Raw genomic sequence first — 15,456 nt, 5'->3', positions numbered from 1 at the left:
TTGCCGATTGCAACAGTTTCGATTGGCAATTGACGCTTCGTCGACGCTCCCGCACAAACCCGCCGAACGCAAATCCGGAGAGACGAGAATGGCCTATCGCGAGTTCGACACCCCGCAGATGTCCCGCCGCGCGCTGCTGCGCGGGGGCGCCTGGCTCACCGCCGGGGCGGCGCTGGCGGGCCACCCGATGGGGCGCATGGCCTTCGCCCAGGGTACTCCGGCTGGCTGGACCAATGTCCGGACGATGGTCGACAAATACGTGTCCGAGCGCAAGGTCGCCAACATGGTCGCCACGCTCGGCTGGGGCCAGCGCGACCCGCTGACCATCGCCGAGGGGACGCTGGCGCTGGGCGGCACTTCGCAGGCGAATGCCGACAGCCTCTATCGCATCTATTCGATGACCAAGCCGATGACCGGCATGGCCGCGATGATCCTGATCGACGAGGGCACGCTCGGGCTCGACCAGCCGATCGCCGAGCTGATCCCGGCCTATTCCAAGATGATGGTGCAGAAGACCTACGACGGGTCGGTCACCGATCTCGTCCCGGCGGAGCGTCCGATCACCGTCCGCATGCTGATGACGCACACCGCGGGCCTCGGCTATGGCATCGTCCAGAAGGGTCCGATCCAGAAGCTCTACGAGGAACAGGGCCTGATTCCCGGCCAGGTCAGTCGCCTGCCGATTCCCGGGCTCGGCCGCGCGGTCGCGGTGCAGGGCCTCGACGTGTTCGCCGAGCGTCTCGCCAAGGCGCCGCTCGTGCTTCAGCCGGGGACCAAGTGGAGCTATTCGGTCGGGCTCGACCTGCTCGGCCGCGTGATCGAGGTCGCCAGCGGGCAGAAGTTCGACGCCTTCCTCAAGCAGCGCATCTTCGAGCCCGCAGGTATGACGAGCACCTTCTTCACCGTGCCGCAGAACGCGGTCGACCGTTTCACCACCAATTACGGCATCGCCAATGGCGTGCCGCTGCCGATCGATCCGGCCAAGGCCTCGATCTATCTCGACGTGCCGCCTTTCCCGATGGGCGGGGCCGGGCTCGTCTCGAGCCCGCGCGATTACGACCGCTTCCTGCGCATGCTGCTCGGCTATGGCAAGATCGACGGCAAGCGCGTGATGGGCGAGCTGGCGGTGCGCGTCGGTACCTCGAACCTGCTGCCCGAAACCGCCACCACCCAGGGCACCTGGGTCGAAGGTCAGGGCTTCGGCGCGGGCGGCCGGGTGAGCGACGGCTCCTACGGCTGGGGCGGCGCAGCCGGGACGGTGGCCTTCGTCAATTACAAGGCCGGGCTGCGCGCAAACCTCATGACGCAGTACATGCCGTCCGAAGCCTATCCGATCCACGAAGCCTTCCCCAAGGCGGTGGTGGCCGATCTCGCCGCGATGCAGGGTGCGAAGAGCTAAACGGTGCTCTCCTTTACCGGCTCGCGCCTCGATCGCGCCGACCACGTCCGGGCCGATCCCGAGCGGCTGGCCGGCTATATGAACTGGAAGGCGCGGTTGCTCGCCCTCGACGGCTTGATGCCCGCGCTCGACGACGAGGGCCGCCTCGCCTGGGGCACACTCGCCGATGCCGCAGAGGATGCCGAACTGTGTTTCCTCGGTCTTGACGAAGGGAAGGCCTGCTTCGCCGCGGTGCCGCCGCGCGGCGATGCCAGCCCGCGCATGGCCAACCCGCAGCTGTGGTCGCTGATGGCCACGCTGAAGCCCGACGACCTCGCGCTCTACGGCGGCGCGCGCAGCCTCGTCGACTGGCATGCGCGGCACCGCTACTGCGCGCAGTGCGGGGGTGACACGAAACTTGCCAAGGGCGGCTGGCAGCGCGACTGCACCGCCTGCGGGGCGAGCCATTTCCCGCGCACCGACCCGGTCACGATCATGCTCGTCGAGCATGAAGGGCGGCTGATGCTGGGGCGCGGGCTCGGCTGGCCGGAGGGCCGCTTCTCCGCGCTCGCGGGCTTCGTTGAGCCGGGCGAGAGCATCGAGGAGGCGGTCGCGCGCGAAGTGCTCGAGGAAGCCGGCGTGGTCGTGCGCGACGTCACCTATGTCGCGAGCCAGCCCTGGCCGTTCCCGAGCCAGCTGATGATCGGCTGCCATTCGCATGCCGACAGCGACGAACTGACCATCGACGAGAGCGAAATGGCCGAGGTAGTCTTCTACACGCGCGCAGAGGTCGAAAGCGCGCTCGCGGGCGAGGGTCCCTTCGTCGCCCCGCCGCCGCATGCTATAGCGCATCACCTGATGCAGTGGTGGGTGACAACATGAGCGAACCGAGAACCTTGCGGATCGATATCTGGTCCGACGTCATGTGCCCCTGGTGCCTGGTCGGCTGGGGCAATCTGCAGAAGGGCCTCGCACAGCTCGAGGGCGAGATCGAGGCGGACATCCGCTGGCACGCCTTCGAGCTCAATCCCGACATGCCGCGCGAGGGCGAGGAAAGCACCGCGCATATCGCGCGCAAATACGGCTCGACCCCCGAACAGTCGAAGGCGGTGCAGGGCCGGATGCGCGAAGCCGCGCAGGGTGCCGGCGTGTCGCTCGATTACGAGGGACCCGCGCCCGAGCCACAGCGCTGGATGTGGAACACCTTCAAGGCGCACAAGCTGCTGACCTGGGCGGGCGAGACCTTCGGGCCCGAGAAGCAGACCGAATTGAAGCTCGCGCTGTTCCGGGCGCATTTCAACGAGCGGCGAGAGATCGACGACGAGGGCGTGCTGCTGGACGTGGCGACCGCCGTCGGCCTCGACCGCGCCGCAGCCGAAGCCGCGCTGGCGAGCGAGGAGTGGGCGCACAAGGTCCGTACCGAGGAGCGCGCCGCCTGGGACCTCAACATCACCGGCGTCCCGGCGATGGTGGTCGAACACAAGTTCATGATCCCCGGCGCGCAGCCACCCGAAGCCTATGCCACCGCGCTGCGGCGGGTGGCGGAGAAAGTGCCCGCGTGAGCGAGTGGCTGCCCGCGAGCGCCGTCATCACCGGCGGCGCCTCGGGTATCGGCCTCGCCATCGCGAAACTGCTCGCGGACCGCGGGGTCCGCGTCATGCTGGCGGACCTGCCCGGCGACCGGCTCGAACAGGCGGTGGCCTCCATCGAGGGCGCGCTGGCGCAGCCCTGCGACGTTGCCGAGCCTGACCGGGTCGAAGCGCTCGCCGATACGGCTTTCGAGCGGCTCGGCACGGTCGAACTGCTGCTCAACAATGCCGGGGTCGGCGCGCCGCGCGGCCGCTTGTGGGAGGTCGATCCCGCCGAGGCGCGCCGCCATTTCGACATCAACTTCTGGGGCGCCTGGCACGGCTGCCGCGCCTTCGCGCCGCGCATGATCGCGCAGGATGTTCCGGGCGCGATCTACAATACCGGCAGTGAAAACAGCCTCTTCTGCGCGGTTCCTCACACCGCCGCCTATATCGCGGCGAAGCATGCGGTGCTTGGGATGACCGAAAGCCTGCGCGAGGATCTGCCCGAACAGGTCCACGCCGGGCTCGTCATCCCCGGCTGGGTCTTCACCCCGCTGGGCGATCCGCAAGTCATGCGCCACGGCATGGATGTCGACGAATATGCCGCGATCGTCGTCCCGCAGATTCTAGCCCGCAGGCGCTTCGTGGTCAGCCACCGGAGCAACCTCAAGCGCATCGACGAGCGTATGGAGACTTTGCACGAAAGCTATGCCGCCTACGGCGTCGACGACGACATGGACGTGCGCGACGTGATAGCTCGCCTGCGCGGCGCCTAGCGCAGCCTTTGCCGCTCCCGCGCTAGGCGGCCCGCACCGAGTTCTCGAATTCGCGCGAGCGGGAGTCGAGTTCGCTCGCGGTTTCGTCGAGCACGCCGGCCGAAGCGAGGACTTCGCCCGCCGCGGCGCCGGTTCCGCGGGCCATTTCGCCGATCTGGACGATGCTGCCCCCGATGGCCGCGACGCCGTTGGCCGCAAGATCGAGGTTGCGCGCCAGTTCGCGGCTCGAGACCGATTGTTCGTCGACCGCCTGTGCGATGGCGGTGGCGGACAGTTCGACCTCGCGGATACGCTCGCCGATCCGCGTCAGCGCCTCGGCGCTGTCACGCGTCATCACCTGCATGCCGACGATACGCGAGGCGACATCGCCCGTGGCCTGGCGCGTCTGGCGGGCCAGATCCTTCACCTCGGAAGCCACCACGGCGAAGCCGCGCCCCGCTTCGCCGCCACGCGCAGCCTCGATCGAGGCATTGAGCGCAAGCAAATTGGTATGGTCGGCGATCGAGCCGATCAGGTCGACCACAGCGCCGATTTCCTCCGCCGCGCACGCCAGCTCGGCCATCTTGCCATCGGCCAGTTCGGTGGAATGGCGCGCATCCTGGACGATGACCGCAGAATGGCCCGCCTGGCGTCCGATCTCGGCGATCGACATGGCGAACTGGTCGCTGGCCGAGGCCGCCGCGGTCACGCCGATCTGCGTCTCGCTCATGTCGCGCGAGACCTGCTCGGCGAAACCGATCGTCTGCGTCGCTGCGCCCGCCATTTCGCTCGAGGTCGCCTGCAGTTCGCGGGCCGATTGCGCCACGCTGCCGACGGCCTCGCCCACGCCGCCGCGAAAATTGTCGACCAGGCCGCGCAGGAGCGCGCTCTGATCGTCGCGCGCCTTGCGCTGGAGGTCGGCGAGCGCGTCGGCGCTTTCGCGAAACACCACCAGAGCCCGCGCCATTTCGCCGATCTCGTCCTCGCGGTCCGTGCCGGGAATGGCGATCGACCGGTCTCCGTCCGCCAGCCCCGTCATGGCTCCGGTGATCTCGCCCAGCGTGCCCGAGACCTGTCGCGAGAGCCCGCGCGCCCCGAACAGGACCATGGCGATGCACCCGGCGATGAGGGCGAAGGTGACGACCAGCGTCCAGGCCTTGAGCGTGTCGAGTGCCTCCTGCGCCCGGACCGATTCGGCGCGCAATTCGTGTTCGATCCCGGCCGCCTGTTCCGCGAGCTGGTCGCCGCTGATATCGATCGCATCGGCCAGCGCGTCGCCCGTCGCCGAAGGTCCGTGGCTGGTGATCGAGGATTGCAGCGCGCGCAGTTCGGGGTCGAATCCCTCGACCTGCGTCACCAGCCATTCCATCCGTTCGCGCGACTGGCTGTCGCCATCGTCGAGCGCGATGGTGGCGTCGATCTCCTCGCGTGCCTGCGCCAGCGTGGCGAAGGCTGCCTCGATCGTCTCCGCCTCGCCGCCGGCGGCATAGCGCGAGGCGAAGTAGCGGCTTTCGGCGATCGAGGTCGCCAGCTGCGAAGCCGCCAGCGCGCGCGCCGCGCCGACCGCGGCTTCGTTGGAACGAGCGGAGAGGGCTGCGAAGGCACCGCCGAGGATGGTGCCGAGCAACAACAGGATCAGCGTGAAGGACAGCGCGAAGACCCGCACCTTGCCCGAAATGCTCCCGCGCAGCCGCGCCAGGCGGGTGGGCCAGCCGGGACGACGAAGCTCGGGTGTAACGGGGTCGAGCGCCGCGAATCCCGGGTCGGGATCCTCGTCGCGGGCAAAGGTATCGGCAAAATCGGGCTGCGCGGTCATCGGGGGCTGCCATGCAATGGATGTCGAGGCGCGCGCTACGCCCCAGCGGTTACCAACGCGTGAAGCATGATTCAGAAAAACCTGAAAAAGCAGTGACTTAAATCAGAAACCTTGTTGTCGGCCTGATGTCATAATCGCCTGAAATCAGCACTTTGTGCGTTGCAACACGCCGATCAGATGAGCCCGAGCCGTTCGAGCTTGCCCGCGAGCTTGCCGGGCAGCGCGTCGCCGATGTCCTCGTCCTCGGCGAGATCGCGCGGCGGATCGCCCTTGAGATAGCGCCAGCCCTGGTGCGCGCGCTTGGGGCGCGGGTGGACGCGGATCAGTTCGGGCTTGAGGTCGATCGACCAGCGCCCGTCCTTCGTCTCGCTGAAGCCGATGATCTCGCTCCGCGCGACGATGGCGTGCTGGTGGATCCAGTAGAGCGAGCCGCCGATGCACTGTTCCCACTTGGTCGGGCGATAGCGCGTGGTGAGGTTCGGGCTGCGCCGCTGTGCGTACCAGCTTTCGATATCGCCATAGCTTTGCGCGCCGAAGGCGATCTTGGTCAGATTGAGCGGCATGGGGGCAGGAGATAGGCGATTTGGCAGGCAATGAAACCCCCTCCCGCCTGCGGGAGGGGCGGCGAGACCTGGCGGCGTGCCGCCTGGTCGCAGCGGGGTGGGAACGAGGTGCCGAGGGGGCAAGGCCCACCCCCAACCCCTCCCGCAGACGGGAGGGGGGAATAGCGCTTTCCTACATTGGACCGTCGGTGGCAGGATGCACCGATGCACGCGTCTCTGCCCTTCCAAACTCCGCATTTCCGCGGTTTCACGGTGCATCTTCCGCCCGCAGGTTTTTCCGCATTGGACCGTGTAACACCCGGTCCATGTCGTAGGAGATCAGCCGACGATCCCGCTCGCCACGGCGAGGCCGAGGAAGGCGAAGAAGCCCATCGAATCGGTGATCATCGTGACGAAGACCGAGGATGCCACCGCCGGGTCCTGCCCGAGCCGGTCGAAGCCCACCGGGACCAGCACACCGGCCGATCCGGCGATCGCCACGTTGATGACCATGGCCAGCGCGATCACCCCGCCCAGCTGCGGGGTGAAGATCAGCGCGGTGGCGATGCCCACCAGCGTCGCCACCGTCGCGCCGTTGAGCAGCGCGACGCGCATCTCGCGCCACAATATGCGCCGCGTGTTGCTGCGGGTCAGCTGGTTGGTGGCGATCGCGCGGACGGTCACCGCCATGGTCTGCGTGCCGGCATTGCCGCCGATGCTGGCGACGATCGGCATCAGCACGGCGAGCGCGACCAGTTGCTCGATCGCGGCACCGAACATGGCGATGATCAGCGAAGCGACCAGCGCGGTGCCGAGATTGGCGACCAGCCAGCGCACGCGCGCCGAATAGGCCTCGCGGATCGGTTCGTTGATGTCGCCGTCGCCCGCACCGCTCATCAGCAGCGCGTCCTCGCCGGCTTCTTCGGAGATGATGTGGACGACATCGTCGACCGTCATCTGGCCCACCAGCCGCTCGTTCTCGTCGACCACCGCGGCGCTGATGAGGTTGTACTTCTGGAACATCAGGCCGACCTCTTCCTGGTCGAGCATGACGGGGATCAGCGTCTGGTCGCGCTTCATCACGTCGGCCAGCGGAATCGTGCGCGGCGCGCGCATGATCCAGCTCAGCGCGCAGGTGCCGACCGGGTGGTGTTTCTCGTCGACCACGAAGATCTCGTAGAATTCGTCGGGCAGGTCGCTGCTGTCGCGCAGATAGTCGATCAGGTCGCCGACGGTCAGATGCTCGGGCACCGCGACGAGATCGCGGCTCATCAGGCGCCCGGCGGTCTCCTCGGGATAGGCGAGGGCGGACTGGATCGCGATCCGGTCCTCGACCTCCATTTCCGCCAGCACCGCGCGCTGGTCGGCCTCGTCGAGATCCTCGATCAGCTGGACCGCGTCGTCGGTCTCGAGCTGCTCGACGATCTGCGCCACCGCCTCGGCGGGCAGCGCCTCCATCATGTCCTCGCGGACATAGTCGTTGAGCTCGGCGACCACGTCCGAAGTCATCAGGTCGGTGATCGCCGCGGCGAGCTGGTAGCGCTCCTCGCGCTCGAACAGCTCGAGCAGGTCGGCGATGTCGGCCGGGTGCAGCGGCTCGACCAGTTCGTAGACCGTCTTGCCATCGCCCTCTTCGAGCGCGTCCTCGACCGAGCGAACGAATTCGGGCTTGAGCGTGTTTTCCTCGTCCATCCGCTCGTCGTCGATGCGGTCGTCGGGACGGCCTTCCTCCGCCGGCGGGTCCGCCAGCATGACGTCGTCTTCGTGGAGGGGCGTCTCGTCGACCATGCCAGCGGTCTAGGCAGGGCGGCGCATAAAGCAAGCAACAGGTGTCACTCGGCTGGTGACTCCGTGGCCACAATCCCTATGTAGGCGCCAATCGAATTACAGGAGACACGACACATGGCCGAAAAGCTGACCTTCACCCTCGATACCGGCGACGGCGACAACAAGGACGTGGTGATCAAGCTGCGCCCCGATCTCGCCCCCGGCCATGTCGAGCGCATCACCACGCTCGCCAGCGAAGGCTTCTACGACGGCGTGGTCTTCCACCGCGTGATCCCGGGCTTCATGGCGCAGGGCGGCGATCCGACCGGCACCGGCATGGGCGGTAGCGAAAAGCCCGACCTCAAGGCCGAATTCAACAGCGAACCGCACACCCGCGGCACCTGCTCGATGGCCCGCACCCAGGTCCCCGACAGCGCCAACAGCCAGTTCTTCATCTGCTTCGACGACGCCGAGTTCCTCGACGGCCAGTACACCGTCTGGGGCCAGGTCGAGAGCGGCATGGAACATGTCGACGCGCTGCCCAAGGGCGAACCCCCGCGCGAGCCGGGCAAGATCGTCAAGGCGACTGTTGGGTAAGCTTCGCAGCCTTTCCGTATGGTTGGCGGGTGCGGTTGGACTCGCGCTCGCCGCCTGCGGCGCAAGGAAGCCGGCTCCGGAAATCGGCGAGGGCCTGCCGCAGACCGCAACCGAAGGATACGACGCTTTCGACGCTCGCGTGAAAGCGCGCTTCCCGGTGGGTTCGGAAGTCGCCCCTATGGTTCGGGGGCTCAAGGACCAAGGCTTTAAGCTGTCCGCTCCGGAAAGCGCCAAATTCAAGACCTTGGATTACCGGGATGGCGGATTTCCAGTTCACACTCTCTGGTCGGTCAGATGGCGCGAGGACCAAGGTAGGATCACGGAGATCTGGGGCGTCTTCGGCCATACCGGCCCCTGATGTCCTCGATTGAAATGTAGGACTTCAGGCGCTAAAGCGCCCCCTCTCATGAGACCGACTACCGCCCCCAGGACCTACAGGGTCAAGAGTTTCGGCTGCCAGATGAACGTCTACGACGGCGAGCGCATGGCCGAGATGCTCGGCGCGCGCGGCATCGTGCCGGCGGCCGAGGGGCAGGATGCCGACCTCGTGGTGCTCAACACCTGCCACATCCGCGAGAAGGCGGCGGAGAAGGTCTATTCGGACATTGGCCGGCTGACCAAGGGCAAGACGCAGGACAAGGCACCGATGATCGCGGTCGCCGGCTGCGTCGCGCAGGCCGAGGGCGAGGAGATCATGGCGCGCGCCCCGGCGGTCAGCATGGTCGTCGGCCCGCAGGCCTATCACCGCCTGCCCGAAATGCTCGACAAGGCGGTGCAGGGCGAGCGCTCGACCGATACCGACATGCCCGCGATCGCCAAGTTCGCCGCGCTGCCCGAGCGTCGGAAGATCGGCCCGACCGCCTTCCTCACCGTGCAGGAAGGCTGCGACAAGTTCTGCACCTATTGCGTGGTGCCCTATACGCGCGGCGCGGAGATCTCGCGCCCCTACAGCGATTTGGTGACCGAAGCGCGCAAACTGGTCGAAGCCGGGGCGAAGGAGATCACACTGCTCGGCCAGAACGTTTCGGCGTGGTCGGGCGAGAACGACAAGGGACACAGCGTCGGCCTCGCCGGCCTGATCCGCGACCTCGCGCAAGTCGATGGCCTGGCCCGCATCCGCTACACCACCAGCCACCCGGCCGACATGGACGACGCGCTGATCGCCGCGCATGGCGAGGTGGGCAAGCTGATGCCCTTCCTCCATTTGCCGGTGCAGGCGGGCAGCGACCGCGTACTCAAAGCGATGAACCGCAGCCACACGGTCGACAGCTACCTCCGCCTGCTCGAGCGCTTCCGCGCCGCGCGGCCCGATCTCGCGCTGTCGGGCGACTTCATCGTCGGCTTCCCCGGCGAGACCGATGCCGAGTTCGAGGAAACGCTGAAGCTGGTCGATGCGGTCGGCTATGCGCAGGCCTTCAGCTTCAAATATTCGCCGCGCCCCGGCACCCCCGCCGCCGCCATGGACGGGCAGGTGGCGAAAGAGGTGATGGACGAGCGCCTCCAGCGCCTCCAGGCCGCGCTCAACCGCGACCAGTTGGCCTTCAACGAGGCGAGCGTCGGGCGCACCTGCGAGGTCCTCGTCGAGCGCAAGGGCAAGCATCCCGGCCAGTGGCTCGGCAAGACCCCCTGGCTGCAAAGCGCCTGGTTCGAAGGCGATGTGGCGATCGGCGACCTGCTTCAGGTCGAACTGGTCGAGGCGGGTCCCAATTCGCTCGCCGGACGCTTGCGCGAAACGGTGGCAGCGTAGCTCCCGCCCGGCCGGGTTACTCCTGCGAGTTTTCAAGGCTCTGCGCGCGGCGTCCAGCGTTACGATCGAGTGACTATCCACCGCCTTCGCGTGGTGGCCAGCTTGCCTAGCGCGGGATGAAGCCTACATTCCGATTCGCACAGGAAAGGAGCATATGGCTCGCAAACCCGCACCGAAGGCCACGCAGTCCTTCACCCCGCCGCCGTCCCCGCAGCGCGAAGTGCGCCGCGCACAGGTCGATCTCAGCTTCGACAACCAGAGCCTGCTCGGCGCGCTCTTCGGCCAGTTCGATGCCAATCTCGTCCAGGTCGAGAACCGCCTCGGCGTGTTCATCGCGGCGCGCGGCAACGAGCTGCATATCGAGGGTCCGGAAGACAGCGTCGCCCGCGCGCGCGACGTGCTCAAGGCGATGTACGACAAGCTCGCCATCGGGCAGGATCTCGACCAGGGCGCGATCGAGGCGCTGATCTCCATGTCCGACGAGCCGACGCTCGACGGGATCGTCGACGCCGAGCCCAAGGGCCCGCCGATCATGATCCGCACGCGGCGCAAGACCATCGTGCCGCGCAGCGCGATGCAGGCGATCTACATGCGCAGCCTGGTGCGCGACGACATCATCTTCGCGCTCGGCCCGGCAGGGACCGGCAAGACCTATCTCGCGGTGGCGCAGGCGGTTGCGCAGCTGATCAACGGCAGCGTCCAGCGCCTCATCCTCAGCCGCCCGGCGGTCGAGGCGGGCGAGAAGCTCGGCTTCCTCCCCGGCGACATGAAGGAAAAGGTCGATCCCTACCTGCGACCGCTCTACGACGCGCTCTACGATTGCATGCCGCCCGAACAGGTCGAGCGCCGGCTGGCCTCGGGCGAGATCGAGATCGCGCCCATCGCCTTCATGCGCGGGCGCACGCTGGCCGATGCCTTCGTCATCCTCGACGAGGCGCAGAACACCACGCGCGAGCAGATGAAGATGTTCCTTACCCGCTTCGGCCAGAACAGCCGCATGGTCGTCTGCGGCGACCCGCGCCAGGTCGACATTCCCGGCGGCGACGGCATGAGCGGTCTCGCCGATGCGGTCGGCAAGCTGGAAGGCGTCGAGGGTTTCGGCACGATCCGCTTCACCGCCGCCGACGTCGTCCGCCACCCGATCGTGGGGCGCATCGTGGAGGCCTACGAGGGGCCGACCTCATGATTGAGCAGCCGTCGTCACCCCCGCGAAGGCGGGGGTCCCGCTCCTTAAAAGCGTGAGGTTCGAGAGGGGCGGCTACGTTTACATCATGACCGACCGCTATCGCGGCACGCTCTATATCGGGGTAACTGTCGATATCGCGGCAAGGACGGCGCAGCATCGCGACGGGAAGGGTGGAGCATTTGCCCGCCGCTACAAGCTGAAGCGGCTCGTCTACGTTGAACATCACGGTGCTATCGATGACGCCATTGCCCGAGAGAAGGCGATGAAGAAATGGAACCGTGCCTGGAAGATCAGGCAGATTGAAGAGCAGAACCCCGAGTGGAACGACATGTTCGAAACGCTGAACATGTGACAGGAGCGGGATCCCCGCCTGCGCGGGGATGACGAGGTTGAGTATGGTGGAATTGGACATTGCCATCGATGGCTGGCCGGACGGCACCGATTGGGAGCGGCTGGCGGAGCGGGCTCACGCAGCCACGGCGCAGGTCGAACCCGCGCTCGCCAACCCCCGCCTGACCGCCTCGATGCTCTTCACCAGCGACGAAGAAGTCCATGCGCTCAACAGGGAATGGCGCGGAAAGGACAAGCCGACCAACGTGCTGTCCTTCCCGATGCTCGAGCGCGACGACTTGCTGGCGCTGGCACCAGACGGGCCGCCCGAAATGCTCGGCGACCTCGCGCTTGCCTATGGCACCTGCGCGCGCGAAGCGGAGGAGAAGGGCATTGCGCTCGAGGACCACGCAGCCCACCTGATCGTCCATGGCCTGCTCCATCTCGCGGGCCACGATCACGTCGATTCGGACGAACAGGCCGAGGCGATGGAGGCGCTCGAAATCGCGGCGCTTGCAAAACTGGACATCGCCGACCCATATGGGGATCGCAACTGACTGGAGTGCATTGTTAGGGCCATGCCCGATTCGTCATCACCCGCAGGAGATGCGGAGAGTAGCAGCGGGCTGATGCTCGCGATCCGGAAATTCTTCGACCCCGATTACGGCGAGCGCTCGCTGCGTGCGCAGCTTGAAGAGGCGATCGACGAACACGAGGGCGAGAATGGCGACGATGCGCCCAGCAATGGCGCGACCGGCGACCTGTCGCTGGTCGAGCGCCAGATGCTGCGCAACCTGCTGCATTTCTCCGAACACGACGCCGACGACGTCGCCGTTCCGCGCGGCGAGATCATCGCGATCGACGCCAAGGCCAGCTGGGACGAGCTCGTCGAGACCTTCGCCGAGCACGGGCATTCGCGGATGCCGGTCTATCGCGACCAGCTGGACGACGTGATCGGCATGATCCACATCAAGGACGTCTTCACCATCCTCGCGCGCGAAGAGACCCCGCCCGGGGACTGGACCGTGCTGATGCGCCAGCCGCTCTACGTCCCTCAGACGCGCAACGCGCTCGACGTGCTCGCCGACATGCGCTCGCAGCGCATGCATCTGGCGGTGGTGGTCGACGAATTTTCCGGCACCGACGGGCTCATCACGATCGAGGATCTGGTCGAGGAGATCGTCGGCGAGATCGAGGACGAGCACGACGAGACGCCCGAGGAGTGGATCGTCGACATCGGCGAGGGCATGTGGGACTGCGATGCCCGCGCCGAGCTCGACGATGTCGCCGAACAGGTCTCGCCCGCCTTGGCCGAGGTCGAGGAGTCGGTCGATACGCTGGGCGGCCTCGCCTTCGTCCTCGCCGAGCAGGTGCCCGCGGTCGGGAGGGTCCTCGAACACCCGAGCGGCTGGCGGATCGAGGTCACCGATGCCGACGAGACGCACGTCAAGCGCCTGCGCCTCCATGCGCCCGAGGAGAATGCAACGACGGTATGACGTCAGTTGCAGATTTTCGCACATTGATGCTCGACAGGCGGGCTTTGCGTCCATAGCTTGCAACCCACATGGCGACCCGGCGACTTCCCCCCCTGCGGGCCCTCGAGGCCTTCGTCCGCACCGTCCGGCTCGGCTCGGCGAGGGCCGCGGCCGACGAACTGGGGCTGAGCCCTTCGGCGCTGTCGCGCCGGATCGGCAATCTCGAGGAATTCGTCGGCAAGAAGCTGTTCACCCGGGCGCGTCAGGCGATGCAGCTGACCGATGACGGGCATGCCTTCTACGAGGCGGTCAATCCGCAACTCGAGGCGCTGGCCCGGGCGGTCGAAAGCCAGTCCGAAAATCTCTCGGTGCTGCGACTCCATCTCGGCGTGCTTCCGCTGTTCGGTACGCAGCGCCTGTTCCCCAAACTCGGCGAGCTGCGCGAACGCCATCCGCTGCTGCATATCGACATCGATACGGGTGCGCATCTCGAGGACCGGGTGGGCGACGTGCTCGACGCGGCGATCATTCTCTCGCGCGGCCCCTCGCGCGGGCTCCATGCGGTGCGGCTCGACTACAACAAGGTCCACGCGATCTGCAGCCGCGAGCTGGCCGACAAGCTGGGAGCGCAGCCCGATGCGGAGAGACTGGCGCGCCAGACCTTCCTCATCCACAACGAATTGTCCGAAAGCTTCACCGCCTGGCGCAACGAGATCGGCATGCCCGATTTCGAGCCCGCCGCGATCGACCATTTCGATTCGGGCCAGCTGATGCTCGAAGCGGCGGCACAGGGGCTCGGCATTGCGATCATGCATGACGACCACATGCGCCGCGCCGCCGACGGCCGGCTGGCGACGCTGTTCGATGTCGATGTCGAAAGCCCCTACAGCTACTGGTTCGTGTGCAAGCCGACCGCTCTCGAGGAGCGCCCGGTGCGACTATTCCACGACTGGCTGGTGAAGGCCGGGCTCTAGTCTTCGGCGGGGTCAGGCGGTTTCGGCCGGTAACGCACCGCCTCGACGACATGCGCGAAATCGCGCAGCGGCGTGCCGAGATTGGCCGCCAGCTGGGTCTCGATTTCTTCCCGCGCCTTGGCCGCGATCGCCTTGCGCCCGCGATATTCGACCGGGCTGAAGGGTTCGAGATAGTAGAGGGTCAGTGGGAAGCTACCCTTGCGCGCCATGACCCGCATGGCGTTGTGCAGCCCGCTTTCCTCGCCCACCCAGGCGATCTCCTCCGAATTCTCGCCATAGTCGAGCACCACCGGCTGCACCAGGACTCCGGGCGGGGGCGGATCGAGCACCGAGAGCATCGAGCTCTTGAACGGCAGCAGCGAATGGCCGTCGGTCACCGTGCCTTCGGGGAAAACGGTCACCGACCAGTTGTCGGCCAGAGCCTCTTTCAGCGCGTTGATCTGTTCGGCCACGCCCATGCGGTTCTCGCGTTTGACGAAGACCGTGCGATTCAGCCCGCAGAGCCAGCCGATCACGGGGACCTCGGCCAGTTCCTGCTTGGCGACGAAGGCGGTGCCGCTGGCCCCCGCCATGCTGAGGATATCGACCCAACTGATGTGATTGGCGACGAAGAACACGTCGCGCCGCAGCGGCGTTCCGACGACCTTCAGCCGCGCGCCGACGATCCAGGCCGTGTAGCGCAGGAACAGCATCGGGAAGGGCGAGCCGTAGGCGAAGATGCGATAGAGATAGTGGAGCGGGACGAACACCAGCAGCAAGGCCAGGATCCCGAGCGTACGCAGGATGAACCGCACCCAGCCGATCGCGGACAGGGGAACCTTCTCTCCCCGCGCGGCAGCCAGCCGTCGGGCGGTGTATTTCGCGAGCCGGCGCTCAGCCTTCGCGGTCGAGACGGACGCCATAGAGTTCCAGCCGGTGATCGACGAGGCGATAGCCGAGCTTGGCGGCGATCTGCTTCTGCAGTGCTTCGATCTCGGGGTCGACGAATTCGACAACCTTGCCCGTCTCGACATCGATCAGATGGTCGTGATGTGCCTCGGGCGCCGCTTCGTAGCGCGCGCGACCGTCGCCGAAATCGTGCCGGTCGAGAATGCCGGCCTCCTCGAACAGACGCACGGTGCGATAGACCGTGGCAATCGAAATGCCCGAATCGATCTTGTTGGCTCGTTCGTGCAGCAGTTCGACATCGGGGTGATCTTCGCTCTCCGACAGCACCCGCGCAATGACGCGACGCTGCTCGGTAATGCGCAGGCCCTTGTCGGCGCAGAGCTGCTCGAGGTCGATCTTCTGGTGCAATGTGGGTTCCCGCATGAAAAAC

Annotated in this window: 17 protein-coding genes; 12 read left to right on the top strand and 5 right to left on the bottom strand. The window is 66.7% G+C overall.

Features of this window, described 5'->3' with window-relative positions; translation table 11 throughout:
- The first annotated feature begins 88 nt into the window (after nt 1–88).
- The 4 genes from ACN4E0_RS12645 to ACN4E0_RS12630 all read left to right on the top strand — a co-directional run bounded on the left by ACN4E0_RS12645 (nt 89) and on the right by ACN4E0_RS12630 (nt 3,725).
- Nucleotides 89–1,399: a serine hydrolase domain-containing protein gene (locus ACN4E0_RS12645; protein WP_419568347.1), complete on the top strand. Its 1,311-nt coding sequence runs from the start codon at nt 89–91 to the stop codon at nt 1,397–1,399.
- Between the two features lie 78 nt (nt 1,400–1,477).
- Entirely contained in the window at nt 1,478–2,260 is a 783-nt protein-coding gene (nudC, locus tag ACN4E0_RS12640) for an NAD(+) diphosphatase (protein WP_419568425.1), read from the top strand.
- Entirely contained in the window at nt 2,257–2,940 is a 684-nt protein-coding gene (locus ACN4E0_RS12635; RefSeq protein WP_419568346.1) for a DsbA family oxidoreductase, read from the top strand. The genes nudC and ACN4E0_RS12635 overlap by 4 nt, the downstream gene beginning before the upstream one ends.
- A complete protein-coding gene (locus ACN4E0_RS12630; protein ID WP_419568344.1) occupies nt 2,937–3,725 on the top strand; it encodes an SDR family NAD(P)-dependent oxidoreductase in 789 nt (262 codons plus the stop codon). The genes ACN4E0_RS12635 and ACN4E0_RS12630 overlap by 4 nt, the downstream gene beginning before the upstream one ends.
- Before the next feature lie 22 nt (nt 3,726–3,747).
- Here ACN4E0_RS12630 and ACN4E0_RS12625 read toward each other — a convergent pair whose 3' ends face one another.
- From ACN4E0_RS12625 to mgtE, 3 genes are all read right to left on the bottom strand, one after another.
- Entirely contained in the window at nt 3,748–5,520 is a 1,773-nt protein-coding gene (locus ACN4E0_RS12625) for a methyl-accepting chemotaxis protein (protein ID WP_419568342.1), read from the bottom strand.
- 173 nt (nt 5,521–5,693) lie between these two features.
- Nucleotides 5,694–6,083: a DUF1489 family protein gene (locus ACN4E0_RS12620; protein ID WP_419568340.1), complete on the bottom strand. Its 390-nt coding sequence runs from the start codon at nt 6,081–6,083 to the stop codon at nt 5,694–5,696.
- 318 nt (nt 6,084–6,401) lie between these two features.
- Complete coding sequence (mgtE, locus tag ACN4E0_RS12615; protein ID WP_419568338.1) at nt 6,402–7,850, bottom strand: magnesium transporter; 1,449 nt, start codon at nt 7,848–7,850, stop codon at nt 6,402–6,404.
- A gap of 114 nt (nt 7,851–7,964) precedes the next feature.
- Between mgtE and ACN4E0_RS12610 the strand changes: the two genes are divergently transcribed.
- The 8 genes from ACN4E0_RS12610 to ACN4E0_RS12575 all read left to right on the top strand — a co-directional run bounded on the left by ACN4E0_RS12610 (nt 7,965) and on the right by ACN4E0_RS12575 (nt 14,138).
- Nucleotides 7,965–8,426, top strand: coding sequence for a peptidylprolyl isomerase (locus tag ACN4E0_RS12610; RefSeq protein ID WP_419568336.1), 462 nt, complete (start codon nt 7,965–7,967; stop codon nt 8,424–8,426).
- Complete coding sequence (locus ACN4E0_RS12605) at nt 8,419–8,784, top strand: hypothetical protein (RefSeq protein WP_419568334.1); 366 nt, start codon at nt 8,419–8,421, stop codon at nt 8,782–8,784. Before ACN4E0_RS12610 ends, ACN4E0_RS12605 begins: the two co-directional genes overlap by 8 nt.
- A gap of 48 nt (nt 8,785–8,832) precedes the next feature.
- Nucleotides 8,833–10,173, top strand: coding sequence for a tRNA (N6-isopentenyl adenosine(37)-C2)-methylthiotransferase MiaB (gene miaB / locus ACN4E0_RS12600; protein WP_419568333.1), 1,341 nt, complete (start codon nt 8,833–8,835; stop codon nt 10,171–10,173).
- 154 nt (nt 10,174–10,327) lie between these two features.
- Nucleotides 10,328–11,359: a PhoH family protein gene (locus ACN4E0_RS12595; RefSeq protein ID WP_419568331.1), complete on the top strand. Its 1,032-nt coding sequence runs from the start codon at nt 10,328–10,330 to the stop codon at nt 11,357–11,359.
- 52 nt (nt 11,360–11,411) lie between these two features.
- Nucleotides 11,412–11,711: a GIY-YIG nuclease family protein gene (locus tag ACN4E0_RS12590; RefSeq protein ID WP_419568329.1), complete on the top strand. Its 300-nt coding sequence runs from the start codon at nt 11,412–11,414 to the stop codon at nt 11,709–11,711.
- A gap of 46 nt (nt 11,712–11,757) precedes the next feature.
- The gene (gene ybeY / locus ACN4E0_RS12585) at nt 11,758–12,246 is read left to right on the top strand and encodes an rRNA maturation RNase YbeY (RefSeq protein ID WP_419568327.1); all 489 of its coding nucleotides are present in this window, start codon (nt 11,758–11,760) and stop codon (nt 12,244–12,246) included.
- Nucleotides 12,247–12,318: 72 nt separating this feature from the next.
- Nucleotides 12,319–13,185 carry a hemolysin family protein gene (locus ACN4E0_RS12580; RefSeq protein WP_419568325.1) on the top strand — a complete coding sequence of 289 codons (867 nt, stop codon included), beginning with the start codon at nt 12,319–12,321 and terminating at the stop codon, nt 13,183–13,185.
- A 68-nt stretch (nt 13,186–13,253) separates the two neighbouring features.
- Entirely contained in the window at nt 13,254–14,138 is an 885-nt protein-coding gene (locus ACN4E0_RS12575) for a LysR substrate-binding domain-containing protein (RefSeq protein WP_419568323.1), read from the top strand.
- Here ACN4E0_RS12575 and ACN4E0_RS12570 read toward each other — a convergent pair.
- Nucleotides 14,135–15,040, bottom strand: coding sequence for a lysophospholipid acyltransferase family protein (locus ACN4E0_RS12570; protein ID WP_419568321.1), 906 nt, complete (start codon nt 15,038–15,040; stop codon nt 14,135–14,137). The genes ACN4E0_RS12575 and ACN4E0_RS12570 overlap by 4 nt on opposite strands.
- Nucleotides 15,012–15,434, bottom strand: coding sequence for a Fur family transcriptional regulator (locus tag ACN4E0_RS12565; protein WP_419568423.1), 423 nt, complete (start codon nt 15,432–15,434; stop codon nt 15,012–15,014). Before ACN4E0_RS12565 ends, ACN4E0_RS12570 begins: the two co-directional genes overlap by 29 nt.
- Nucleotides 15,435–15,456: the final 22 nt, after the last annotated feature.

Source organism: Qipengyuania sp. (assembly GCF_048550555.1).
Lineage (GTDB): Bacteria > Pseudomonadota > Alphaproteobacteria > Sphingomonadales > Sphingomonadaceae > Qipengyuania.
This window is presented reverse-complemented; position numbering and strand designations above follow the sequence as displayed.

Excerpts from the sequence above, each read along its gene's own strand:
- ACN4E0_RS12645 (WP_419568347.1), top strand. The coding sequence starts at position 89 with ATGGCCTATCGCGAGTTCGACACCCCGCAGATGTCCCGCCGCGCGCTG.
- nudC (WP_419568425.1), top strand. The coding sequence starts at position 1,478 with ATGAACTGGAAGGCGCGGTTGCTCGCCCTCGACGGCTTGATGCCCGCG.
- ACN4E0_RS12635 (WP_419568346.1), top strand. The coding sequence starts at position 2,257 with ATGAGCGAACCGAGAACCTTGCGGATCGATATCTGGTCCGACGTCATG.
- ACN4E0_RS12625 (WP_419568342.1), bottom strand. The coding sequence starts at position 5,520 with ATGACCGCGCAGCCCGATTTTGCCGATACCTTTGCCCGCGACGAGGAT.
- ACN4E0_RS12620 (WP_419568340.1), bottom strand. The coding sequence starts at position 6,083 with ATGCCGCTCAATCTGACCAAGATCGCCTTCGGCGCGCAAAGCTATGGC.
- mgtE (WP_419568338.1), bottom strand. The coding sequence starts at position 7,850 with ATGGTCGACGAGACGCCCCTCCACGAAGACGACGTCATGCTGGCGGAC.
- ACN4E0_RS12610 (WP_419568336.1), top strand. The coding sequence starts at position 7,965 with ATGGCCGAAAAGCTGACCTTCACCCTCGATACCGGCGACGGCGACAAC.
- miaB (WP_419568333.1), top strand. The coding sequence starts at position 8,833 with ATGAGACCGACTACCGCCCCCAGGACCTACAGGGTCAAGAGTTTCGGC.
- ACN4E0_RS12595 (WP_419568331.1), top strand. The coding sequence starts at position 10,328 with ATGGCTCGCAAACCCGCACCGAAGGCCACGCAGTCCTTCACCCCGCCG.
- ACN4E0_RS12580 (WP_419568325.1), top strand. The coding sequence starts at position 12,319 with ATGCTCGCGATCCGGAAATTCTTCGACCCCGATTACGGCGAGCGCTCG.
- ACN4E0_RS12575 (WP_419568323.1), top strand. The coding sequence starts at position 13,254 with ATGGCGACCCGGCGACTTCCCCCCCTGCGGGCCCTCGAGGCCTTCGTC.
- ACN4E0_RS12570 (WP_419568321.1), bottom strand. The coding sequence starts at position 15,040 with ATGGCGTCCGTCTCGACCGCGAAGGCTGAGCGCCGGCTCGCGAAATAC.